The following is a 23,893-nucleotide window of genomic DNA, read 5'->3' as shown; positions in this document are numbered from 1 at the left end:
GCTCAGCTCCGCTTCAGCTTGGGATCGAGCGCATCACGCAGACCATCGCCCACGAGATTGATCGCCAGCACGGTGATCAGGATGGCAAGGCCGGGGAAGGTGACAACCCACCAGGCTGACAGGATGAACTCGCGCGCTTCCGCCAGCATCGTGCCCCATTCCGGTGTCGGCGGCTGCGCGCCCATACCGAGGAAGCCAAGGGCGGCGGCGTTCAGGATGGCGTCGGAAAACGACAGCGTACCCTGCACAATCAACGGCGACAGACAGTTCGGCAGGATGGTCTTGAACATCAACCGACCGTTGCGGGCCCCGGCAACACGGGCGGAAATCACATATTCGCGCCGGGATTCACCCATGACCGCGGCACGGGTCAGACGCGCGAAATGCGGCTGCAGCACGAGCGCGATGGCCAGCATGGCATTGACGAGACCGGGACCGAGCACGGCGACCAGAACCAGCGCCAGAAGCAGTGGTGGGAAGGCGAGAATGACGTCCATGATCCGCATGATCGCAACATCAACCCAGCCGCGGAAAAAGCCAGCAAGCAGCCCGAGCACAATACCGAAGACCAGCGCAATGGTGACGACGACGAGGCCGATCAGCAGCGAATAGCGCGAGCCATAGATCAGCCGCGAAAGCATATCACGGCCGACGGCATCTGTGCCGAGCAGATAGGTCGCTGTGCCCTCCGCCTCCCAGACTGGAGGCGTCAGCCGCATGGCAACATTCTGGGCATTCGGGTTATGCGGCGCAATCCACGGGGCGAAGAGCGCGATCAACACGAGCGCGACGATGATGGCAAGGCCGATTACGGCGCCCTTGCTCCGGCTGAAATAGTGCCAGAACTCGGAGAGCATCTGCAGGCGAACATGCTTGCGCTGGGCCGCGGCGACTGTGACTGGGTCTGTCATGGCGGTCCTCCTATTGGTGGCGAATGCGCGGGTTGATGAGGCCATAGGCAAGGTCGACCAGGAGGTTGACCAGCATGACGAGGCCGGCGATCAGGACAAGACCGCCCTGCACAACGGGATAGTCGCGCCGCGAGATCGAATCGATCATCCACTTGCCGACGCCCGGCCAGGAAAAGATCGTCTCGGTCAGGATCGCGCCTGCCATCAGCATGCCGACCTGAAGGCCGATCGTGGTGATCACCGGGATCAGCGCATTCCTGAGCGCATGGAGCCCGATGACGCGCCCGCCGGAAAGGCCCTTGGCGCGGGCGGTGCGGACATAGTCCTCGCCCATCACTTCGAGCATGGCCGAACGGGTCTGGCGCGCGATCACTGCAAGCGGAATGGTGGCAAGCACGACCGACGGCAGGATCAGGTGCGACAACGCCGAGGTGAACGCACCCTTCTGCCCTGACAGCAGCGAATCGATGGTCATGAAGCCGGTGACGGAGGGGAAATAATAGAGCAGCGAAATCCGTCCCGAAACCGGAGTCCAGCCGAGAATGCCGGAAAACAGGATGATCAGCAAAAGGCCCCACCAGAAGATCGGCATCGAATAACCGGTGAGTGCCACGCCCATGGTGGCCTGATCGAAAATCGAGCCGCGCTTGACAGCGGCCAGAACGCCGGCGGGAAGACCGATCGCGATCGCCAGAAACATAGCGCAGATCGAAAGTTCGGCCGTCGCGGGGAACCGCGCCAGAAACTCGGTCAGAACGGGCTGTTTGGTGGAGAGCGAAATGCCGAAATCGCCGTGCAGCAGATTCCAGACATAGGAAAGATACTGGACGACGATCGGCTTGTCGTAGCCGAACTGGTGCACCAGTTGCTGGTAGCGCTCGGGACTGATGCCGTGCTCACCGGCCATCAGAAGGATCGGATCACCCGGCAGCACGCGGACAAAGCCGAAGGCGACAATGGTGATGCCGATAAAGGTCGGCACAATCAGCAGGAGCTTGCCGAGAACAAATTTAATCATGAAGACGTCCTGGAATGGAAGAGGGCCGCTTTCCCGGCCCTCTTCTCTGTCTCAAACCTTAATCGGCAATGTCAACACCGTCGAAGCGGTGGTAGCCGAGCGGGTCGATCACGAAGTTCTCGACATTCTTGGTCATCGGAACGGTCACGGTCGAGTGAGCGATCGTTGCCCACGGTGCCTGCTCCTTGAAGATGACCTGGGCCTGTTCGTAGAGCTTGGTGCGCTCTGCCTGATCGGAGGTCACCTTGGCCTTCTGGATCAGGTCCTCATAGGGCTGATAGCAGAATTCAGCGACGTTGGACGAGGTGCCAACAGCATCGCAACCGAGCAGGGTGGCGAGGAAGTTGTCCGGATCGCCGTTGTCGCCGGTCCAACCGAGCAGAACAGCGCCGTCGTGATCCTTCTCGCCGGAACGGGCAAGATATTCACCCCATTCGTAGGAGACGATCTCGACCTCTACACCGATCTTGGCGAGGTCGGACTGCATCAATTCGGCCATGCGGCGGGCGTTCGGATTGTACGGACGCTGAACCGGCATTGCCCAGATCTTCATCGAAAGATCGGTGACGCCCGCGTCTTCCAGCATCTTCTTGGCGGCTTCCGGATCGTAAGGATCGTCCTTGACCGCATCGTTATACGACCACATCGTCGGCGGGATCGGGTTCTTTGCAACCTGACCGGTGCCCTGGAACACAGCGTCAATGATCGCCTGCTTGTCGATGGCCATGTTCAGGGCCTTGCGGACCTCAACCTTATCGAACGGCGGCTGCAGCGTGTTGTAGGCAAGGTAACCGATATTGAGGCCGGCGCTCTGCTCAACCTTCAGCTTGTCGTTTTCCTTGAGGCCTGCGATGTCAGCCGGGGACGGGTATGGCATGATATGGCACTCGCCGGCCTGCAGTTTCTGCACGCGCACAGAGGCATCGGTGGTGATGGCGAAAACCAGGTCATCGATCGGCTGCTTGCCGTTCCAGTAGTCCGGGAAAGCCTTGTAGCGGATCACGGCATCCTGCTGGTAGGCAACGAAGGTGAACGGACCGGTACCGACAGGCTTCTGGTTGAACTGCTCCTTGGTGCCGGCTTCAGCGAGCTGCTCGGCATATTCCAGGGAAACAATCGAGGCGAAATCCATGGCAAGGTCAGCGATGAACGGCGCTTCCGGGCGGTTCAATGTGAACTTGACGGTCATGTCGTCGACCTTGTCGACGCTCTTGATCAGGCTCGGGAAGCTCATCGCGTCGAAATACTCCCAGGAAATCCCCGGGGCATAGGCGTACCATTCATTGTCCTTGTCGAGCTGGCGCTCGAACGAGAACACGACGTCATCGGCGTTCAGTTCACGCGTCGGCGTGAAGAAGTCAGTGGTCTGGAACTTGACGCCGGGACGGATGTGGAAAGTGTATTCCAGGCCGTCGTCGGAGATGTCGTAGCTTTCGGCGAGACCCGGTTCGGTTTCGGTGGAACCATGCTTGAACTCGAGCAGACGGTTGAAGACCGTGCGTGAGGAAGCATCGAAGCTGGTGCCGCTGGTGTAGGCGGACGGGTCGAAGCCTTCTGGCGAACCTTCTGAGCAATATACAAGCGTTTTGGCGCTGGCGGCACCGCCGAGCGCGACAAAAAGCTCGTAGCGAGAGCCAAAGCTTTCAATTTCTTCATCATTTTCCCCTTGTTGGTCGATGGACCGGCTTTCATGACGCCGGATCCTTCGTGAAATCCGCGCGGTTGCCACCAGGGCGCCGGCCGCAACGGATCAAGCCGCATCGGCGCCTTGCGGGATCGTTACAGATACCGAGGCGCCAACAAAAGTCTGTGCATGGCACCATTCCCAACCACGGTTGCCACACTGATGGCGAGACTATCGTTTTTTTTGACCGTGCAATCAAAAAGCTCGAGACCCGGCAAATTGAACAGAAGGCAAGCCGCTGAAATAGCTCCCAAATTCAAGAAATTCACATTTTTGTAAAAAACTGAAGGGTTTGACGCAATTCTGTTTCGAAAGTCGCAGGCCGGACTTCAGGATGATTGCTTTCCATAGTGGCGGCGGGAAACCGCCGCAAAGTGCGTTGAACTGACAATCGTCAGTCTTCAGGGAGCCGCACACGTGACATTGCAGCAACAGCTTCACCAGTTGATCGCCGCCTACGGCACCCGCTGGCGCACACGTCGCCGCGATTTCAGGTACGCTTTGGCCGGACGTGATCGACAAGCGGGTGTGCCCGCGTCTTCAGATCGTGCTCTCCTGAACCCCGCCTTGGCGATATCTCCATTTGGTGCTACGGCCTCTGTCACTGCCGAAACAGCGGAGCGCCCGTGACCGAGGCCCTTGCCTATCCCGAACTGATCGCCGTTTTGACCGCGCTGACGGATGACGCGCCGCGGGTGATGACCGTGCGCATGGGAAAGGCTCTGCCCTCCGGCCCGTTCGAAAGTGCCCACCGCAGCCTGCAGAGCGGGCTGCGCGCCTGGGTGGAGAGCCAGACGGGCCATCCGGTCGGCTATCTCGAACAACTCTACACCTTCGCCGACCGCGACCGTGGCTTCGAGCGGAGTGAAGACGGGCACCGCACCATCTCGATCAGCTATCTTGGTCTGGTGCGCGAACAGCCCCCGCCCGGCGGCGGTGCACCCTTGTGGAAGGACTGGTATTCCTATTTTCCATGGGAGGACCTGCGCGCCGGACAGCCGGAAATCCTTAAACAGGTAACCGATATGCTGAGCCAATGGGCAGAGAGCGAGCGACCGGGCCGTGCAGCCCGCCGCCACCGGCTGGAATTTTCCTTTGGTCTCAACGGCATGGCCTGGAACGAGGAACTGGTGCTGCAGCGCTACGAGTTGATGTTTGAGGCGGGGCTGATCGCGGAAGCCGGACTGGCGCCGGCCTTCTGGTTCGGCCGCCCGATGTCAGCAGACCATCGCCGGATACTGGCCACCGCGATTGCCCGGCTGCGCGCCAAGATCAAATACCGCCCGGTGATTTTCGAACTCATGCCCGAATGCTTTTCGCTTCTTCAACTGCAAAAGGGTGTCGAGGCGCTTGCCGGGCTCAGGCTGCACAAGCCGAATTTCAGACGGCAGATCGACCAGCAGCAGTTGATCGAGGAAACCGGCGAAACCACCGGCGAAACCGGAGGCCGCCCGGCCAAGCTGTTCCGCTACCGCCACGCGGTGCGCGAGGAACGCGCGCTTTCCGGCTCGCGCCTGCCGGTCGCGCGCATGTGAGGGCATTGTGGGGCCTGGCAATCATTGCCAGGCCCTGTTTCTCTTGACCCGCCCTTGCCGAGGGTTATGCGGCGACCATGCCATGCGGATCGATAACGAATTTCTTCGCCGCCCCGCCATCAAAATCGGCGTAGCCGCGCGGGGCATCGTCGAGCGTGATGAGTTCGACATTCACAGCCTTGGCGATATCCACCCGCCCGAACAGAATGGCCTGCATCAGCGCCCGGTTATAGCGCATCACCGGGCATTGGCCGGTGTGGAAGGAATGCGACTTGGCCCAGCCGAGACCGAAGCGCAGGCTGAGCGCGCCTTTCTGGGCGGCCTTGTCCTCAGCGCCCGGATCCTCGGTCACATAAAGCCCCGGAATGCCGATCTGTCCGCCGGCGCGTGTCAGATCCATCGCCGAGTTCAGCACGGTGGCAGGCTGTTCATGCCCGTGATCATGGCCGCAGCCATGGGCCTCGAACCCGACGCAGTCGACAAACGCATCGACCTCCGGTGAACCGGTGATTTGCTCAATCATATCCTGCATTGTCGCATCCTGCCTGAGGTCCACGACCTCGCAGCCGAAGCTCTTGGCTTGGCTCAGGCGCTCCGGGATCATGTCGCCGACAATGACGCAGGCCGCCCCCAGAAGCCTTGCAGAAGCGGCGGCGGCAAGGCCCACCGGCCCGGCGCCGGCGATATAGACAATCGACCCCGGACCAACGCCCGCTGTCACGCAACCGTGGAAGCCGGTCGGGAAGATGTCGGAGAGCAATGTCAGGTCGGTGATTTTCTCCATCGCCTGTTCGCGATCGGGAAATTTCAGCAGGTTGAAATCGGCATAGGGCACCATGACGTATTCGGCCTGGCCGCCGACCCAGCCGCCCATGTCGACATAGCCGTAGGCCGCACCCGGCCGCGACGGGTTGACGTTGAGGCAGATGCCGGTCTTGCCTTCCTTGCAATTGCGGCAGCGTCCGCAGGCAATGTTGAACGGCACGGAAACGACGTCGCCGACACAAATGAACTCCACATCGCGGCCGCATTCGATCACCTGTCCGGTGATTTCATGTCCGAGCACAAGGCCCTGAGGCGCAGTGGTGCGGCCGCGCACCATATGCTGGTCGGAGCCGCAGATATTGGTGGTCAGGATTTTCAGAATCACACCGTGATCGCACCGGCGGTCTCCCAGCGCCAGTTTCGGAAAATCGATCGTTTCGACAGTCACTTTTCCGGCGCCCTGAAATATAACGCCTCGGTTTGATGCAGTTGCCATGTCTTCCTCCCGGACTTTGTTATGAAGCTTCATCATCTGCCGGGACAAAGGCCGATCCATGTCTGAAAACGACATGATACGACATCAAAAATGCCGCCATAGACATGGCGGCATGAAAACATATTGGCGAAGAGGCTGACGACGAATGCCGCATCAGATCGCGTTGGCGCGGCGATCCTCGATGTAAAGCGCGCGCAGTTTCACGCTTGTCGGACCCGGTTTACCGTCACCGATCGGCTGGCCGTCCACGGCGATGACCGGGGTGACGAAATTGCTGGCGGAGGTATAAAAGGCTTCCTTCGCGCCCTTGACCTCATCGACGCTGAAGGCGCGCTCTTCCACCTTGAAGCCGTTGCGTGCGGCGATCTCCAGCGCCGAGACGCGGGTAATGCCGGGCAACACCACACGCGACAGCGGCCGGGTCACGATCACATCGTCCTGGGTGACGATATAGGCGGTGGCCGAGGTCTGCTCGGTGACGAAGCCATCCTTGACCAGCCAGGCATCGTCGGCACCTTTTTCGTGCGCTTCCATCTTGGCAAGGCTGGGATAGAGCAATTGGGTGGTCTTGATGTCGCAGCGTCCCCAGCGCAGATCCTCAAGCGTGACCACGGAGATGCCGTTTTTCGCCGTCGGCGTGTCGATCACATTCTTCTTCTGGGTGAACATCGAGAAGGTCGGCTCCATGTTGCTTTCGAACATGAAATCCCGGTCGCCCGGATTGCCGCGCGAGACCTGCAGGTAAATCAGGCCATTGCTCATGTCGTTGCGGGTCGCGATTTCCCGGTGCAGGGCGAGCAGGCCGTCGTCATCGACGGGCAGTTTGATGCCGATTGCATCGGTCGACCGTTTCAGCCGCGCGGCATGGCCGGAATAGTCGAGGAGCTTGCCGTCGAGGACGCAGGTAACCTCGTAGATCGCGTCTGCAAAGACATAGCCGCGGTCGAAGATCGACACCTTCGCCTCACCTTCCGGCAACCATTCTCCGTTCAGATAAACGATACGATCCATGTTCACGCTCCTGTGCTTCATTCGCCCGGTTCACCCTGAAATGGTCATAGCCTTGGCAAGTCTTCGATTCAAGACCTGTTTATTCGCCGTTTATTGCAAGAATGTCGAATTTTCTGCATCAAACGCGCAAACCATCGGCCATTCGCAGATGTTTGACGATGTGCATCATGAAGGCGGTCGCAAACAGCGGGGTCGCCAGATTGACGATCGGGATCGCGACAAAGCCTGCGACAACGAGACCGGCGAGGAAAACGGTGAACCCTCTTTCGCGCCGGAACGCCCTGGCGGCTTCCGGCGTCATGATGCGCATCGCCGCGAATTCAAAGAATTCCCGACCGAGAAGATAGCCGTTGACCACAAAGAAGGCGACCAGATTGACGCCCGGGATCAGGAGCAGAAACAGCGCGAAAATATTGCCGAGGATAATGACGCCAAGAAATTTCAGCGCTTCCTTCATGGCCGTCAGCACCGGCAGCGGCGTGCCGGGCGGATCAAGGGGATAGTGCAGGCGCTCGATATGGTCTGCCGCATCATCCAGAAAGATACCGGCGACAAAGGCGGAGACCGGCGCCATCAAAAGCGCAAGCCCCAGCGCCAGCCCGAGGGCGGCAAAGATCAGCAGCACGAACGTGATCCAACCGGTCCATTCCGGCATGGTCGGAAACAGATTGGCGAGAAACGGAAATGCAAGCCACAGGAACAACGCCCTGATCGCGAACCAGAGCGCAATCAGGCACAACAGCGACAAGCCCAACACCTTCCACAATATGCCGCGCATCTTGGGATCGATCAGGTCTGAAAACGCTTGACGCGCCGCAGTCATCAGCATCGGCAGAGCTCCCCGGCAGTCGCGCCTGTCGCAAAAAAACATATGCTATTCGATGTAGGTCAGCGCTGCTTGCCCTGCAAGCGCAAGCGCCCCGGCGCAACCGTTTTTTGCCGGTGCCATACCCACGACAAGGCCGGCGGAAACCCGCGCCTGCATCGCGATGCAGGCGCGGGTTTCAGGCCAGCTTAGAGCAGCTCCGCGTTTCACGGAAACACCGAGCCGCTCCATCTATTTGTTTTGACGCATTTTCACGGACGCCAAGTGGTTCCATCTGACTGTGAAATGCTCTAGGAGCCGTGGCCCTGCTGGCGGTCGAGCCAGTCGAGGCTTGCGTGGAGTCCGGTCAGGTCAGCGGTGGCGACCTCCTGATCATCGGGACCGAGATAGCTGACCATGATCTCGTCGCGACCAACACGCGCTGCCGCCAGCACAGGCTGAACCAGCGTCTGGTCATGGGTTACATAGCCGCCCTCGGCATCGTCCTTTCTCAGGTTCTTGACCGGAATGGTGGCAACCTCCTGACCATCGACCGAGATCGTGAACACCCCGTCACGACTGAGTGTTTCAATCCCGTTGATTGTCGGCAGCACCATGGCGACCGGCGCATTAGCCTTATCGGCCCTGACGAAAGAGGGAATAGCGAGCCCTCCATCATTGGCCGGCATCCGGCTGGTGGTCAGCCGGCAGGTCATATGACTGTCGCAGACAGCATTCCAGGTCCCGCCGGAATCAAACAATTCTGCAGCCGAGGCGGCGGTCTGAAGCGAGAGAACACCAATCACCGAAGCGGCAACACCCGCATACACAATCCTACGCATTCTCATGGACGTCTTCCTTTCTGCACGTTGAAACAAGCGCGAGGAAGACAGCAATTCCCGCCTGAATTGTGGCGCAAAACATTACCATGTCGTAGGGGAGCGCGGCAGCCCGAACCGACCGGCCTCAGCGCTCAGGCACGTATTTCCGCCAGTCGTGTTCCTCCCTGAACCCCAGAACCTCGCGGATCTTGCGGTTGGAAAGCGGGGCTTCATAGTCACCCATTTCCCGCGTGATCGGCGTGTTCGGCGCATATGTCTTCAGGAAATCAACGGTTTTCTCGTTGGCCGTGATCGTGTCATTGGTGGCGTTGAAGACCTCGAAGCCGAGCCCATCCTTTTGCAGGCAGAGATCGACGATCTGGCCCAGATCGCGGGCATCGATATAGCTCCAGGCATTGCGCTTACGCGATGGCGGATCGGCGAGGAAGCCGGGGAAATTGCTGTAGTCATCCGGCGAGATCACATTGCCGATGCGAAGCGCGTAGATATCGGCGCCGTAGCGCAGGGCAAAGGCCCGCGCGGTCTTCTCGTTGCAGACCTTGGAAAGCCCGTAGCTGTCGAGCGGATCGACATCGTAATCCTCTTCCAGCGGAAAAGCGTGGTAGTCCCGGTCGCCTTCGGCAAAACAGACACCATAGGTTGTTTCGCTGGAGGCGATGATGACCTTGCGCACGCCAAGCTTCATCGCAGCTTCAATGACATTGTAGGTCGAGATTACATTGGTCTGATAGGTCACATTGTCGGGCGTGATCATCACCCGCGGAATGGCAGCAAAATGCACCACGGCATCGGGCGCTTCGGGCAGCTTGCCGTCTTCATAGCGATCCATGCCGAAATGCGTCGAAAGCGCGTTGAACACCTGGCCGCTATCGGTGAGATCGGTGACAAGCGTGTTGACCTGCGGGTGGCCGAGTGCAACCAGATCGAGATTGAGAATGTCGTGGCCCTTGTTCAGTAAGTAGGGGATCACTTCGCGTCCAGCCTTGCCGCTGCCGCCGGTGAAAACGATGCGCTTTGTCATTTTTCCTCGCTTTTTGGATGCTCCTCGCGTGCGGCGGATCGTGCTACGATCAGGCTCGGACGTCAAATCGATTTTGAGCGAAAATCACGCTGCGGCTTGGCAGAGAGCTTTTGAAGTGACTATTCTGGCCCGCATTATTGACGATGGCTCAATCAGGCGGAGTAGCGGAAAACATGGCGAAAAAATCCGGCAGCGTATCGCGCCTCGACGACGCCGCAAGGGCTGGCTGGCTCTATTATGTCGCAGGCCGGACGCAGGACGAGATTGCCGCCGCCATGGGCGTTTCCCGCCAGAGCGCCCAGCGGCTGGTCTCGCTGGCCATGTCCGAGCGGCTGATCAAGGTGCGCCTCGACCACCCGATTGCCAATTGTATGGCGCTTTCGGCCGCGCTTCAGGAGCGCTATCGCCTGAAACAGGTTCAGGTCGTGCCCAGTGCCCCTGAATCCGACACGGCACCGACGGGAATTGCCGAAGAAGGGGCCGCTGAAATCGAGCGCTGGCTGAAGCGCAGCGAGCCGACCGTGCTGGCCATGGGGACGGGGCGCACGCTGCGCTCGGCGGTGGAGCAATTACCGCCGATGGCCTGCCCGCAACATCGTATCGTTTCGCTCACCGGCAATATCAGCCCCGACGGTTCGGCGGCCTATTACAACGTCATCTTCCTGATGGCCGACGCAATCCAGGCACGGCATTTCCCAATGCCGCTGCCGGTGCTGGTGTCCACACCGGAAGAACGTGCGCTGTTCCACGCCCAGCCACTGGTGAAACCGACGCTGGAGCTCGGCGGCAAGGCCGATGTCACCTTTGTCGGCATCGGCGAACTCGGCCCAAAAGCACCGCTGCTGCTGGACGGCTTCCTGACCGCAGACGAGATGACCGAACTGGTTGCCGCCGGTGCGGCGGGTGAAATTTGCGGCTGGCTGTTCGATGACGACGGCAAGCTGCTCGATCACCCGATCAACCAGCGCGTGGCCAGCATTCCCCTGCCCCATGCCGATGACACCATCATCTTCGGCATGGCGCGCGGCAAACCCAAGCACCGCGCCATCCGCGCCGCGCTGAACGGTGGCCTGATTAATGCACTGATCACCGATGAGGACGCCGCGCGGTTTCTACTGAAAGAATAGCGTTCTTTCAAAACCTGATGTTGCTGTTCGTCCTGACCGCGGTGATTGACCATCGCTTGCGGATCTCGCGCGTCAAATTTTCGCTTTGTAAAACAATAGATTGTAATATTCGCCCAGGATTTGAGCATTCGCCCACTTGACACTTCGCAATGAATGCTGGGTAATTGCCCACAGCATAAGCTATTGCTCAATTCTGAGGGAGGAACGAGTATGAGACTGCACACGATACTTCTGGGCGCGTGTTCCGTTGTCGCGTTTACCGGCGCCGCTTCGGCCGAAACGCTGACGATCGCCACCGTCAACAACGGTGACATGATCCGCATGCAGAAGCTCACCGACGACTTCACCGCGCAGCATCCGGACATCGACCTCGAATGGGTCACGCTCGAAGAGAACGTGCTGCGCCAGCGGGTCACCACCGACATCGCCACAAACAGCGGCCAGTACGACGTTCTGACCATCGGCAATTACGAAGTGCCGATCTGGGCCAAGCAGAACTGGTTGCTGGCGATCGACGACCTGCCGGCCGATTACGATGCGGCCGACCTCCTGCCGGCCATTGCCGGCGGTCTCTCGGTTGACGACACGCTCTACGCAGCACCGTTCTACGGTGAAAGCGCCATGGTGATGTATCGCACGGACCTGGCCGAAAAGGCCGGTGTGAGCATTCCGTCCAAGCCCAAATGGGTCGACATCAAGAAGGCCGCCGCTGCCATGACCGACAAGGACAATGGCATTTACGGCATCTGCCTGCGCGGCAAGGCTGGCTGGGGCGAGAACATGGCCTTCCTCGGCGCCATGTCCAATTCCTACGGCGCGCGCTGGTTCGACATGGACTGGAAGCCGCAGTTCGACACCCCGGAGTGGAAGGCCACGCTGACGGACTATCTCGAGCTGATGAACAATTACGGTCCGCCCGGCGCTTCGTCCAACGGCTTTAACGAGAACCTCGCGCTGTTCCAGCAGGGCAAGTGCGGCATGTGGATCGATGCCACCGTCGCCGCCTCTTTCGTGACCGACCCGGATGAATCCAAGGTCGCTGACAATGTCGGCTTTGCACTGTTCCCGGAAAAGGGCGATATCGGCAACCGCGGCAACTGGCTGTGGTCGTGGAACCTCGCCATTCCGGCATCGACACAGAAGGCGGATGCGGCCAAGGCCTTCGTCGCCTGGGCAACCTCCAAGCAATACACCGATCTCGTGGCCAAGCAGGATGGCTGGCGCGCGGCACCTCCCGGCACCCGCACCTCGCTCTACAAAAACGCGGACTACGAGAAGGCCGCGCCCTTCGCCGAAATGACGCTGGAATCGATCAACGCGGTCGACACCAAGAAGCCTTCGGTTCAGGAGATCCCCTATACCGGCGCGCAGTTCGTTTCGATCCCGGAATTTCAGGGTATCGGTACGGCGGTTGGCCAGCAGTTCTCCTCTGCCCTTGCCGGCAATGTCTCAGCGGATCAGGCGTTGTCGAACGCGCAGCAGCTGACCTCGCGTGAGATGATGAAGGCCGGATATCCGAAGTAAGCCTTCCTCCAGAGGGCGGCCGGGTGCCGTTGCCCGGCTGCCCGCCCCTGACCTTTCTTTCAGAACGAACCTGGAACCGCCGCGCATCCTGCCGACGGCGGTTTGACTGATTTCCGCGACCTGGAGAGATCGGGTGCGGGACCATTAAGACGTGACGCGACCGAAGATGCGGTCGGCCTCACCGAGCGGGGAAAACCGAAATGGCGACGACCCATACCCATAGTGCGGCGCGACTGATGATGGCGCCTTCGGTCATTCTGCTGTTGTTGTGGATGATCGTTCCGCTGTCGATGACCGTCTATTTCTCGTTTCTGCGGTATAATCTTTTGATGCCGGGAACCGAGAGTTTTGCCGGCTTTATGAATTACCGCTTCTTTTTGACGGATCCGGCCTTCTTTCAGGCCATCGGCAATACGCTGATTCTGGTTGGCGGTGTGCTGTTTGCCACGGTCGCCGGCGGCATTGCACTGGCCTTGCTGTTGAACCAGCCGATGTTCGGCCAGGGCATAGTCCGCATTCTGGTGATCGCGCCGTTTTTCGTGATGCCAACGGTGTCCGCGCTGGTGTGGAAAAACATGCTGATGAACCCGGTCAACGGCTTGTTTGCCTCTCTTGCCCGGTTCTTAGGGTTTCAGCCGATCGACTTCCTGTCCTCAATCCCGCTGACCTCAATCAGCCTGATTGTCGCCTGGCAATGGCTGCCGTTCGCAACGCTTATCTTGTTGACCGCGCTGCAATCGCTTTCCGAGGAACAGAACGAAGCCGCCGAAATGGACGGTGCCAATGCTTGGAACCGGCTGATCTATATCATCCTGCCGCATATGGCCCGCGCCATTACCGTGGTGGTTCTGATCGAAACGATTTTCCTGCTGTCGGTCTTTGCCGAAATTCTGGTGACCACCAATGGCGGTCCGGGCACGGAAAGCACCAATCTGACCTACCTCGTCTATATGCAGGCACTGCTGCAATTCGACGTGGGCGGCGCATCCGCCGGCGGCATCATCGCTGTCATTCTCGCCAACATCGTTGCGATCTTCCTGGTTCGCATGATCGGCAAAAATCTGGAGGACTGACGATGGCACGCCAGGTGACAACACAGAAAAAGATCGCCTTCACGCTGCTTGCGTGGGCCATCGGACTTCTCATCTTCTTCCCGATCCTTTGGACGGTTCTGACAAGCTTCAAGACTGAGGGCGAGGCCGTCTCCTCGCCGCCGTCCTTCCTGTTCTTCCAGTGGACGCTGGAAAACTATGTGGAAGTTCAGGCCCGCTCCAACTATTTCCACCACTTCTGGAATTCGGTGGCAATTTCGCTGGGCTCCACGGTCATCGGGCTTTTGATCGCGGTGCCCGCCGCATGGGCCATGGCGTTTTCGCCGACCAAGCGCACCAAGGACATCCTGTTGTGGATGCTCTCCACCAAGATGCTTCCCGCCGTCGGCGTTCTGGTGCCGATCTACATTATCTTTCGCGATCTCGGCCTGCTCGATACCCGCATCGGTCTGATCATCATCATGATGCTGATCAACCTGCCGATCATGGTGTGGATGCTCTATACCTACTTCAAGGAAATTCCCGGAGAGATCCTCGAGGCCGCCCGCATGGACGGAGCCACGCTTGGCAAAGAGCTTGTCTACGTGCTCACCCCGATGGCAATACCGGGCATTGCCTCGACCCTTCTTCTCAACATCATCCTTGCCTGGAACGAGGCGTTCTGGACGCTGAACCTGACGGCATCGAAAGCAGCGCCGCTCACAGCTTTCATCGCTTCGTATTCGAGCCCGGAAGGCCTGTTTTACGCAAAGCTTTCCGCCGCCTCGACCATGGCGATTGCGCCGATCGTAATCCTCGGCTGGTTTTCGCAGAAGCAGCTCGTGCGCGGGCTCACCTTCGGCGCGGTTAAATAAGGACAAGACCAATGGGCAGCATCAGACTCGAAAACGTCTCCAAGCATTTTGGCGAACATGCGGTCATCCCGTCGATTGACCTCGAAATCAATGACGGCGAATTCGTCGTCTTCGTCGGTCCCTCCGGCTGTGGAAAATCCACGCTTCTGCGTCTGATTGCAGGGCTTGAGGATGTCACCGGCGGGCGGATCCTGATCGATGGCGACGACGCCACCGCCAAGCCTCCGGCCAAGCGCGGCCTTGCCATGGTGTTCCAGTCCTATGCGCTTTATCCGCATATGAGTGTCCGCTCCAATATCGGCTTTCCGCTGAAAATGGCCAATCTCGACAAGGCCGAGATCGACCGCAAGGTCAATGATGCCGCCGCGATCCTGAACCTGACTGACTATCTGGAGCGCAAACCGCGTGCGCTTTCCGGTGGTCAGCGCCAGCGCGTCGCCATCGGCCGGGCCATTGTGCGCTCGCCGGAATGCTTCCTGTTCGACGAACCGCTTTCGAACCTCGATGCAGCGCTTCGGGTCAACATGCGGTTGGAAATTTCCGAACTGCATCAGCAGCTTGGCGCAACCTCGATCTATGTGACCCACGACCAGGTGGAAGCAATGACCATGGCCGACAAGATCGTGGTTCTGCGCGCCGGCAATATCGAACAGGTCGGTTCCCCGCTCGAACTTTACCGCAGCCCCGCCAATCTGTTTGTTGCCGGCTTTATCGGCTCACCGAAAATGAACTTCATCGACGGCAAGGCGGCGGAGGAATTCGGCGCCCATACCATCGGCATCCGCCCCGAACATGTCGCGCTTTCCACCGAAAGCGGAAAATGGATGGGCAAAGTGGCGGTTTCCGAGCACCTGGGCTCAGACACATTCCTGCATGTCGATGTGCCGGAGCTTGGCCATATCACCACCCGCACAGACGGTGAGTTCCCGGTTCGCCATGGCGATACGGTGTTCATTTCGCCGGACCCCGAGCGGCTATACCGTTTCAACGCCGACGGCCTTGCCGCCTGACCGAGAGCGCCTTCGACACAACAGCGAATTGCGAATACTGGACCTTGAGACCATGACCAAGCCCCTCAATCTCGAAAACCTCGATCAGCATGCCGACAGGGCGTCCATACCCACCTATGATCGCGGTGATCTTTCTGCCGGGATCGTTCATTTCGGTGTCGGCAATTTCCACCGGGCACATCAGGCGGTCTATCTCCACCAGCTCTTCAACACCGGTCGCGATCTCGACTGGGCGATCATTGGGGCCGGCGTCATGCCGTCGGATACGAAGATGCGCGAGGTTCTTGCCGATCAGGATTTCCTGACCACGGTGGTGGATCAGGAGGCAGACGCAAGCGAGGCCACCATCACCGGCGCGATGATCGACATGATCGCCCCGCCGGATCATGCAGCGATGATCGAGAAGCTGGCCGATCCGGCGATCCGCATCGTTTCTCTCACGGTGACGGAAGGCGGATATTTCATAGATCCGGCGACCGGAAAATTCGATCCGTCCCATCCCACCATCACTGCAGACGGCCAGAACCCGGATGCACCGAAGACCGCCTTCGGCCTGATCATCGCCGGGCTGAAGAAACGTCAGGCAGAAGGTGTAGCCCCGTTCACGGTGATGTGCTGCGACAACATTCCCCATAACGGCGCCGTGACCAAAGCCACGGTCTCCGGCCTTGCCGAACTTTCCGACCCGGCTTTTGCGGCCTGGATCAGGGGGAATGTCGCCTTCCCCAACGGCATGGTCGACCGGATCACACCTGCGACCGGCAAGCGCGAGCGCGATATTACTCGTGAGGAATACGGCATCGAGGACAACTGGCCGGTCTTTTGCGAAGGCTTCAAACAATGGGTGCTGGAGGATGATTTCCCGCTTGGACGCCCCGCGCTGGAAGAGGTCGGGGTCGCCTTTGTCGACGACGTCAGCCCTTATGAACTGATGAAACTGAGGATCCTGAACGGCGGCCATGCGGCAATTGCCTATCCCGGCGAGCTGCTCGATCTTCATTTCGTGCATGAGGCGATGGAAAACCAACTGATCGCCGCCTTTCTCGAAAAGCTTGAAAAGGACGAGATCATCCCGATCGTGCCGCCGGTGCCCGATACCGATCTCACCGGCTATTACGAGCTGATCGCCCGGCGCTTCGCCAACCCCAAGATCGGCGATACGATCGAGCGGCTGGCGCTTGACGGCTCCAACCGGCAACCGAAATTCATCCTGCCATCGACAGCAAGCCGGCTTGAGAAAGGTCTCGATGTTGTCGGGCTGGCGCTGGTCTCAGCGCTCTGGTGCCGCTATTTCGAGGGCACCTCTGACAGCGGCCGCGCGATCCGCTTCAACGACGAAAATGCCGACCGCCTCCACAAGGCGGCACTGGAAAGCCGGAGAGACCCGATGGTGTTTCTCGAGGAACGCGATATCTTCGCATCCGTCGCTGACAGTCAGATCTTCCGCGCGCGCTTTGCATCCGCACTGGAAAGCCTCAGAAGCGCGGGCACCGCCAAGACCCTGACCCGTTATATTGCCGGCGAGCTTGCATAAGCTTCACCACCGGCGGCAGTCATATGCGGATGACCGAACGCCGCCAAACCGCATCCGCCCTACCCCACAGGATGTTTGACGAACCGGACAATCTCGTCCAATTTGTACGTCAATACTGACAGGGTGGGGAGCGTGCAGGATGCGCGATCATGTGATTGCGGTCGATGTCGGCACGGCAAGCGTCAGAGCGGGCATTTTCGACAAGTCCGGAATGATGCTCGCTCGCAAGGCTGAGCCGCTGCGCCTGCGTCGTCCGGGTGCACGGCGCGGCGAATATATTTCCGACAACATCTGGCAGACAACGGCAAATGTAGTGCGCGCTGTGCGCCTTGCAAGCGGTCTTGGGCCAGAGCGGGTCGCCGGCCTTGCCTTCGGCGCCACCTGCTCGCTGGTTCTGATTGACCCGGCGGGAAAACCGCTGCCGTTGTTCGAGGATGAGACCGGGCTTTACGACACCATCGCCTGGTTCGATCACCGCGCCGAGACCGAGGCCGGCGCTTTGAGTGCCACGGGCGACCCGGCGGTGCGCCATTCCGGCGGGTCAATCTCGCCGGAAATGCAGGTGCCCAAACTGTTGTGGCTGAAGCGCAATCACCCGGAACTCTACAAAAAGGCCGGCGCGTTCTTTGACCTCGCCGATTTCATGACCTTTCGGGCGACGGGAAGCCGGCAGCGTTCGCTGACGACGCTGGCCACCAAATGGTTCTACATGGCGCAGAATGCCGATCCGTGGCCACGCGCGCTTCTGGAAGAATTCGACCTTGGCGACCTTCCGGAAAAGGCAGGCGCCGGCCTCACACCCTGCCCACCAGGCATGGCCATCGGCAACCTCACAGAAGAAGCCGCGGACGCGCTGGGGCTTGACTGCGGCGTGGCGGTGGCCGCCGGTATGGTCGATGCCTATGCCGGTGCGCTCGGCGTGCTTCCACAGCCCGGGACCAAGGCACCAGGCGAACTCGCGCTGATCGGCGGAACCTCGAGTTGCCTTATCGGTTACGGGCCGGATCCGGTCTACGCCAAAAGCCTGTGGGGCCCCTATTGTGGCGCGATCTACGCGAACGCGTGGCTGTTCGAGGCCGGCCAGTCCGCAACCGGCGGTTTGCTCAATCACCTTCTGGAAATCCATGCCGAAGGCGGCCCGGCAACGGAGTTCCGCCACGAACAGGTCATCGCCCGGATTCAGGAAATGATTGCGGAAGCCGGCCCTGGCCTTGCCGACGGGCTCGATATCCTGCCGGATTTCCATGGCAGCCGTTCGCCCTTTGCCGACCCGACCATGACCGGCATGATCGCTGGCCTCACCCTCGACAAATCCTTCGACGGGCTTTGCCATCTCTACTGGCGCGCATGCATTGCGATCGTGCTTTCGCTCCGGCAGATTGTCGAACATCTGGCCGTTAACGGCATTCCGGCAACCAGGCTGCATCTGGCCGGCGGTCACCGGCGAAACCCTCTTCTTTCAAAACTTTACGCCGATGTCACCGGCCTTGCCGTGCATATCTCCCCGACCGAGGATGTGGTGCTTCTGGGGTCAGCCGTTAACGCCGCCGCAGCGTCGGGTCTTTATCCGAATCCTGAGCAGGCCGCCAACGCGATGCAGGCACCGGCACATGTCCGCGATCCCGATCCGGCGCTTGGCGGTTACTATGACCGCCAATATGCCCGTCTCAAAATCCTGCAGGCCTGTCGCAATGAACTCGCCCAAACGACCGCTCCTTTGCGAAGACCGTAAGTGTTAGGTCCCGGCATTTGATGGATCGGACTTAGCCTGAACCTTTCAGGCTCCTCTCTCCACTTTTTTGCCGATGAAATCATATGGGGTGAGGCCCTTTAGAATCTTGAGGCAGCAGCCGAAATTGTAAGCTGCGACAAAGTCGGCGAGGTTCGTTCGCAACTGGGCATGATCATAGTAGTGGAAGCGCTTGACGTTCAGCGGGAAATCGATCCACTGAATCTATTTCTATTTTCGCTTCACCTTCATGGATGCGATCCGGGCCAATATCCGCAACGACGGAGCGGTTTCGAACAAGGCGGTCATCGTGGCACTGGCCGTTTTGCCGGACGGCACGCGCGACCTTCTGGGCCTGTGGTTCCAGGCCAATGAGGGCGCAAAATTCTGGGCAGGCGTGCTTGGCGAACTGCACAACCGGGCGTTCAGGACATCATGATTGCCGCCGTCGACGGTCTCAAGGGCTTTCCGCAGGTCATCGAGGCGGCCTTCCCAAGGACGCAGGTTCAAACCTGTATCGTCACATCTCCTCCGCCATTCCATGAACTTCGCCAGCGACAAGGACCACAAGGCCGTCGTCAGGGCGCTCAAGACGGTCTACACGGGCGAAACGTCGAGGCGGCGGAACAGGCGCTGGCAACCTTTGAGGGCAGCGATCTCGCCAGGTGCTATCCGGCGATCGCGCCGAGTTGGCGGCGGGCCTGGAACGCGGTCATCCCGTTTCTCGATTACCCGCCCGAAGTGCGTCGGCTGATCTACACCACGAATTCCATCGAGGCGCTGAATTCGAAAATCCGCCGCGCCGTCAGAGCCCGTGGCCACTTCCCAAGTGACGAGGCGGCGGCCAAGTTGGTCTATCTGGCCCTCAATGCCACCTTCACCGGGTGGAAACGTTCAGTGCGCGAATGCCACGCCGTCAAAAGCCAGCTCGCCATCAGGTTCGAACAACGTTTTCCTATGTCCTGGAATAACGTCAGGGCACAAAATTTTAGACTGTCTCGCTGCCACGGCTGATGCCGAGCCCCCGTGCCTGGCGTGCGACCGACAGTTTGTGCTTGCGTTCGATCATTTTTTCCGCCCAGCAATCCCCGCTTTGCCGAACGCTCCGGCTAAAAAATCATTTTCCAGCGCCAGCTCCCCGATTTTAGCATGCAGCGCTTTGACATCGACGGTTGGCGCCGCCGGATCCGCCTTGGCCTCATCGCCGAAAACGCCTGTCGCACCCTCAAGGAGCTGATCTTTCCATTGCTTGGTCTGGTTGGCGTGCACATCGAACTGCTGAGATAATTCCCCACCAGCATCTGCTCACCTCGGATGGCGGCAAGCACCACTTTCGCCTGGAAAGCCGAGCTATGGTTCCGGCGCGGTCGTCTCGTCATGGTATCTCCTGTTCCCGGCATCTAAGCCGAAGCCAGGCAGAAATTCCAATTATCCCCGCTGTTCAGACAAACCGAGCCACTTCGGTTGTTCGATAGGAACAAACTAACCCCAAATCGCGGACGTCTCAGGGGAGCAGGTCACACCTTGCGACGAGTGTTTCGGGTAAAAACGGCCAAAAGGCGTCGCTGTTACCCGGCGAGGCCTTTGATATAATTTATAAAACGGATTTGGTTGCGGGGGCAGGATTTGAACCTGCGGCCTTCAGGTTATGAGCCTGACGAGCTACCGGGCTGCTCCACCCCGCGTTATCTCTGAGCTACCGGTTTTATGGTGGAAGACTTTGCGGTCTTTCCCTACCGGGATTATTTTTTGTCGGTGCTCGAAGGCTTGTGCCTTCTGCGGTTCGACGGGGCTGCTCTGCCCTTTCGTTATTTCATGTTTTCAGCGGCCACAAAAAAAGCCGCCCTTTACGGCGGCTTGATATCGGCAGTCGCCGTTTGCTGTTTTGAGAAGATCAATATGGTGCATTTTGCAGACCTGGCAGCGACTTACTCTCCCGTGCCTTAAGACAAAGTACCATCAGCGCAGGGGCATTTCACGGCCGTGTTCGGAATGGGAACGGGTGTTAAGGGCCCCGCCATAACCACCAGGTCAGCGAAGTGCAGCATATTGTGTCGAGAAGCTGGGCTTTTTATATGTGCCCTCACGCTGTCGCGATCTTTGATCGCTTCGCTCCGGACGGGGCGGCGCATCAGCGCCGGCGGCCGGTCGGCCTTGCGAAGCCTTTTGGGCTTCGTGTCCCATCCGCCGCGAAGCAGAGGTTGGGGTACAAGGTCGTGAGGTCTGTTATTGTGTTGCGCTTCAGGACAGCAGCGTAGCAGTGACTATCGAGGGACTTCCCCGTAGCACGCTAGTGCGTCGCTCAGCGCGCCCGCGCAGGGTCAGCGCATCGTCAGATGCGCGGTGCGACCCGCGAGCGATAAAGATCGTGTTCATCGACGTTGTCGATGAACATGAACAATGAGAACGATCAAGTCGATCGAGCGATTAGTACCGGTAAGCTTCATGCGTTGCCGCACTTCCACACCCGGCCTATCAACGTTGTCGTCTACAACGGCTCTGATAGGGAACACTCGTTTTCAGGTTGGTTTCCCGCTTAGATGCCTTCAGCGGTTATCCATTCCGTATATAGCTACCCTGCTATGCGGCTGGCGCCACAACAGGTCCACCAGAGATACGTCCATCCCGGTCCTCTCGTACTAGGGACAGATCCTGTCAATATTCCTACACCCACGGCAGATAGGGACCGAACTGTCTCACGACGTTCTGAACCCAGCTCACGTACCGCTTTAATTGGCGAACAGCCAAACCCTTGGGACCTGCTCCAGCCCCAGGATGCGATGAGCCGACATCGAGGTGCCAAACAACCCCGTCGATATGGACTCTTGGGGGTCATCAGCCTGTTATCCCCGGCGTACCTTTTATCCGTTGAGCGATGGCCCTTCCACGCGGGACCACCGGATCACTATGACCGACTTTCGTCTCTGCTCGACTTGTCAGTCTCGCAGTCAGGCGGGCTTATGCCATTGCACTCGACGACCGATTTCCGACCGGTCTGAGCCCACCATCGCGCGCCTCCGTTACTCTTTAGGAGGCGACCGCCCCAGTCAAACTACCCACCATACACTGTCCCGGGTCCGGATAACGGACCGCGGTTAGACATCCACGAAGATAAGGGTGGTATTTCAAGGATGGCTCCACAAGAACTGGCGTCCCTGCTTCAAAGCCTACCACCTATCCTACACATGTCTTGGTAAATGCCAGTGTAAAGCTATAGTAAAGGTGCACGGGGTCTTTCCGTCTGACCGCAGGAACCCCGCATCTTCACGGGGAATTCAATTTCACTGAGTCTGCGTTGGAGACAGCGGGGAAGTCGTTACGCCATTCGTGCAGGTCGGAACTTACCCGACAAGGAATTTCGCTACCTTAGGACCGTTATAGTTACGGCCGCCGTTTACTGGGGCTTCAATTCAATGCTTGCACATCTCCTTTTAACCTTCCAGCACCGGGCAGGCGTCAGACCCTATACGTCGTCTTAAAGACTTCGCAGAGCCCTGTGTTTTTGATAAACAGTCGCTACCCCCTGGTCTGTGCCACCTCTTAATACTTGCGTACCAAGAGGTCACGCTTCTTCCGAAGTTACGCGTGCAATTTGCCGAGTTCCTTCAACGCAGTTCTCTCAAGCGCCTTGGTATACTCTACCTGACCACCTGTGTCGGTTTCGGGTACGGTCTCATGGTGGAGCTATTTCCTGGAACCGCTCCACTGCAAGATCAATCCAATAAGACCTTACAATTTGTGCAATCCGTCACTACCACCTGGCCCACGAATATTAACGTGGTTCCCATCGACTACGCGTTTCCGCCTCGTCTTAGGGGCCGGCTAACCCTGCTCAGATTAACTTTAAGCAGGAACCCTTGGTCTTTCGGCGAGGGAGTCTCTCACTCCCTTTATCGTTACTCATGTCAACATTCGCACTTCCGATACCTCCAGGAGCCCTCACGGGTCTCCCTTCATCAGCCTACGGAACGCTCTGCTACCACGTACACTTGCGTGTACATCCTCAGCTTCGGTGCATGGCTTGAGCCCCGGTACATTTTCGGCGCAAAGACCCTTATTTAGACCAGTGAGCTGTTACGCTTTCTTTAAATGATGGCTGCTTCTAAGCCAACATCCTGGTTGTTTTGGGATCCTCACATCCTTTCCCACTTAGCCATGACTTGGGGACCTTAGCTGGAGGTCAGGGTTGTTGCCCTTTCCACGACGGACGTTAGCACCCGCCGTGTGTCTGCTGAACAGTACTCTTCGGTATTCGCAGTTTGGTTAGGATCAGTAAGACGGTGAGTCCCCATAGCCCATCCAGTGCTCTACCCCCGAAGGTATAAATTCAACGCACTACCTAAATAGTTTTCGCAGAGAACCAGCTATCTCCGAGTTTGATTGGCCTTTCACCCCTAGCCACAAGTCATCCCGATCTATTGCAACAGATATGGGTTCGGTCCTCCAGTTGGTGTTACCCAACCTTCAACCTGCTCATGGCTAGATCACTCGGTTTCGGGTCTAATGCAACTAACTAAAACGCCCTATTAAGACTCGCTTTCGCTGCGCCTACACCTATCGGCTTAAGCTTGCTAGTTACACTAAGTCGTTGACCCATTATACAAAAGGTACGCCGTCACCCTTGCGGGCTTCGACTGCTTGTAGGCATCCGGTTTCAGGATCTGTTTCACTCCCCTTGTCGGGGTGCTTTTCACCTTTCCCTCACGGTACTTGTTCGCTATCGGTCATGCACGAGTACTTAGGCTTGGAGCGTGGTCGCCCCATGTTCAAACAGGATTTCACGTGTCCCGCCCTACTCAAGGACAATGATTGTTATACGCATACGGGGCTATCACCCATAATGCCAGGCTTCCCAACCTGTTCTGCTTTATTCATCATTGCCACTGGCCTCATCCGCGTTCGCTCGCCACTACTTGCGGAGTCTCAATTGATGTCCTTTCCTACGGGTACTTAGATGTTTCAGTTCCCCGCGTTC

The 23,893-nt window shown here is 58.7% G+C and carries 18 protein-coding genes, 1 tRNA gene, 2 rRNA genes and 3 pseudogenes (1 of these 24 only partly in view); 9 read left to right on the top strand and 15 right to left on the bottom strand.

Features of this window, described 5'->3' with window-relative positions:
- Positions 1-2: 2 nt before the first annotated feature.
- The 4 genes from AC0L7L_RS18280 to AC0L7L_RS18265 form a co-directional block, all read right to left on the bottom strand.
- Positions 3-911, bottom strand: a complete 909-nt coding sequence (locus tag AC0L7L_RS18280; RefSeq protein ID WP_272213500.1) for an ABC transporter permease subunit — start codon at positions 909-911, stop codon at positions 3-5.
- 10 nt (positions 912-921) lie between these two features.
- The gene (locus AC0L7L_RS18275; RefSeq protein ID WP_473510532.1) at positions 922-1,929 is read right to left on the bottom strand and encodes an ABC transporter permease subunit; all 1,008 of its coding nucleotides are present in this window, start codon (positions 1,927-1,929) and stop codon (positions 922-924) included.
- 58 nt (positions 1,930-1,987) lie between these two features.
- Complete coding sequence (locus AC0L7L_RS18270; protein WP_473514004.1) at positions 1,988-3,577, bottom strand: ABC transporter substrate-binding protein; 1,590 nt, start codon at positions 3,575-3,577, stop codon at positions 1,988-1,990.
- A 231-nt stretch (positions 3,578-3,808) separates the two neighbouring features.
- Complete coding sequence (locus AC0L7L_RS18265; protein WP_473510530.1) at positions 3,809-4,135, bottom strand: hypothetical protein; 327 nt, start codon at positions 4,133-4,135, stop codon at positions 3,809-3,811.
- Positions 4,136-4,239: 104 nt separating this feature from the next.
- On the opposite strand from AC0L7L_RS18265, the gene AC0L7L_RS18260 reads away from it, so the two are divergent.
- Positions 4,240-5,148: an NUDIX hydrolase gene (locus tag AC0L7L_RS18260; RefSeq protein WP_473510528.1), complete on the top strand. Its 909-nt coding sequence runs from the start codon at positions 4,240-4,242 to the stop codon at positions 5,146-5,148.
- Positions 5,149-5,212: 64 nt separating this feature from the next.
- Here AC0L7L_RS18260 and fdhA read toward each other — a convergent pair whose 3' ends face one another.
- The 6 genes from fdhA to AC0L7L_RS18230 form a co-directional block, all read right to left on the bottom strand.
- On the bottom strand, positions 5,213-6,409 hold the full coding sequence (gene fdhA / locus AC0L7L_RS18255; RefSeq protein WP_473510526.1) for a formaldehyde dehydrogenase, glutathione-independent: 1,197 nt from the start codon (positions 6,407-6,409) through the stop codon (positions 5,213-5,215).
- Positions 6,410-6,562: 153 nt separating this feature from the next.
- Positions 6,563-7,420, bottom strand: a complete 858-nt coding sequence (locus AC0L7L_RS18250; protein WP_473510524.1) for a D-amino-acid transaminase — start codon at positions 7,418-7,420, stop codon at positions 6,563-6,565.
- Between the two features lie 118 nt (positions 7,421-7,538).
- A complete protein-coding gene (locus AC0L7L_RS18245; protein ID WP_272213494.1) occupies positions 7,539-8,249 on the bottom strand; it encodes a sulfate transporter family protein in 711 nt (236 codons plus the stop codon).
- 45 nt (positions 8,250-8,294) lie between these two features.
- Positions 8,295-8,456, bottom strand: a complete 162-nt coding sequence (locus tag AC0L7L_RS18240) for a hypothetical protein (RefSeq protein WP_473510522.1) — start codon at positions 8,454-8,456, stop codon at positions 8,295-8,297.
- Between the two features lie 80 nt (positions 8,457-8,536).
- Positions 8,537-9,067: a DUF1176 domain-containing protein gene (locus tag AC0L7L_RS18235; RefSeq protein WP_272213492.1), complete on the bottom strand. Its 531-nt coding sequence runs from the start codon at positions 9,065-9,067 to the stop codon at positions 8,537-8,539.
- Between the two features lie 124 nt (positions 9,068-9,191).
- On the bottom strand, positions 9,192-10,088 hold the full coding sequence (locus AC0L7L_RS18230) for an NAD-dependent epimerase/dehydratase family protein (protein ID WP_272213491.1): 897 nt from the start codon (positions 10,086-10,088) through the stop codon (positions 9,192-9,194).
- 173 nt (positions 10,089-10,261) lie between these two features.
- Here AC0L7L_RS18230 and AC0L7L_RS18225 point away from each other — a divergent pair, with 173 nt between their 5' ends.
- From AC0L7L_RS18225 to AC0L7L_RS18195, 7 genes are all read left to right on the top strand, one after another.
- Positions 10,262-11,215, top strand: coding sequence for a sugar-binding transcriptional regulator (locus AC0L7L_RS18225; protein ID WP_473510519.1), 954 nt, complete (start codon positions 10,262-10,264; stop codon positions 11,213-11,215).
- 210 nt (positions 11,216-11,425) lie between these two features.
- Positions 11,426-12,739 (top strand): ABC transporter substrate-binding protein, encoded by a 1,314-nt coding sequence (locus tag AC0L7L_RS18220; protein WP_272213488.1) that lies wholly within the window; start codon positions 11,426-11,428, stop codon positions 12,737-12,739.
- Between the two features lie 200 nt (positions 12,740-12,939).
- Positions 12,940-13,812 carry a carbohydrate ABC transporter permease gene (locus AC0L7L_RS18215; protein ID WP_272213487.1) on the top strand — a complete coding sequence of 291 codons (873 nt, stop codon included), beginning with the start codon at positions 12,940-12,942 and terminating at the stop codon, positions 13,810-13,812.
- 2 nt (positions 13,813-13,814) lie between these two features.
- Positions 13,815-14,645 (top strand): carbohydrate ABC transporter permease, encoded by an 831-nt coding sequence (locus tag AC0L7L_RS18210; protein WP_473510516.1) that lies wholly within the window; start codon positions 13,815-13,817, stop codon positions 14,643-14,645.
- Positions 14,646-14,656: 11 nt separating this feature from the next.
- Positions 14,657-15,655 (top strand): ABC transporter ATP-binding protein, encoded by a 999-nt coding sequence (locus tag AC0L7L_RS18205; RefSeq protein ID WP_272213486.1) that lies wholly within the window; start codon positions 14,657-14,659, stop codon positions 15,653-15,655.
- A gap of 52 nt (positions 15,656-15,707) precedes the next feature.
- The gene (locus AC0L7L_RS18200) at positions 15,708-17,189 is read left to right on the top strand and encodes a mannitol dehydrogenase family protein (RefSeq protein ID WP_473510514.1); all 1,482 of its coding nucleotides are present in this window, start codon (positions 15,708-15,710) and stop codon (positions 17,187-17,189) included.
- A gap of 139 nt (positions 17,190-17,328) precedes the next feature.
- Positions 17,329-18,921: an FGGY family pentulose kinase gene (locus AC0L7L_RS18195; RefSeq protein ID WP_272213484.1), complete on the top strand. Its 1,593-nt coding sequence runs from the start codon at positions 17,329-17,331 to the stop codon at positions 18,919-18,921.
- Here the strand turns inward: AC0L7L_RS18195 and AC0L7L_RS18190 are convergent.
- Positions 18,921-19,116, bottom strand: a pseudogene (locus AC0L7L_RS18190) (IS481 family transposase); the annotation flags it as partial. The gene AC0L7L_RS18195 and the pseudogene AC0L7L_RS18190 sit on opposite strands and share 1 nt — an antisense overlap.
- A 52-nt stretch (positions 19,117-19,168) precedes the next feature.
- Between AC0L7L_RS18190 and AC0L7L_RS18185 the strand changes: the two are divergent.
- A pseudogene (locus AC0L7L_RS18185) lies at positions 19,169-19,932 on the top strand (IS256 family transposase).
- On the opposite strand, the pseudogene AC0L7L_RS18180 reads toward AC0L7L_RS18185, so the two are convergent.
- The 4 genes and pseudogenes from AC0L7L_RS18180 to AC0L7L_RS18165 all read right to left on the bottom strand — a co-directional run.
- A pseudogene (locus tag AC0L7L_RS18180) lies at positions 19,919-20,318 on the bottom strand (transposase); the annotation flags it as partial. The pseudogenes AC0L7L_RS18185 and AC0L7L_RS18180 sit on opposite strands and share 14 nt — an antisense overlap.
- Before the next feature lie 208 nt (positions 20,319-20,526).
- A tRNA-Met gene (locus AC0L7L_RS18175) sits at positions 20,527-20,603 on the bottom strand.
- A gap of 230 nt (positions 20,604-20,833) precedes the next feature.
- A 5S ribosomal RNA gene (rrf, locus tag AC0L7L_RS18170) occupies positions 20,834-20,949 on the bottom strand.
- 375 nt (positions 20,950-21,324) lie between these two features.
- Positions 21,325-23,893, bottom strand: a 23S ribosomal RNA gene (locus AC0L7L_RS18165) (it continues 230 nt past the right edge of the window).

This window comes from Martelella sp. K41-7 (assembly GCF_055808365.1).
The sequence above is the reverse complement of the archived record's forward strand: the minus strand, read 5'-3'. Positions and strand labels throughout refer to the sequence as shown.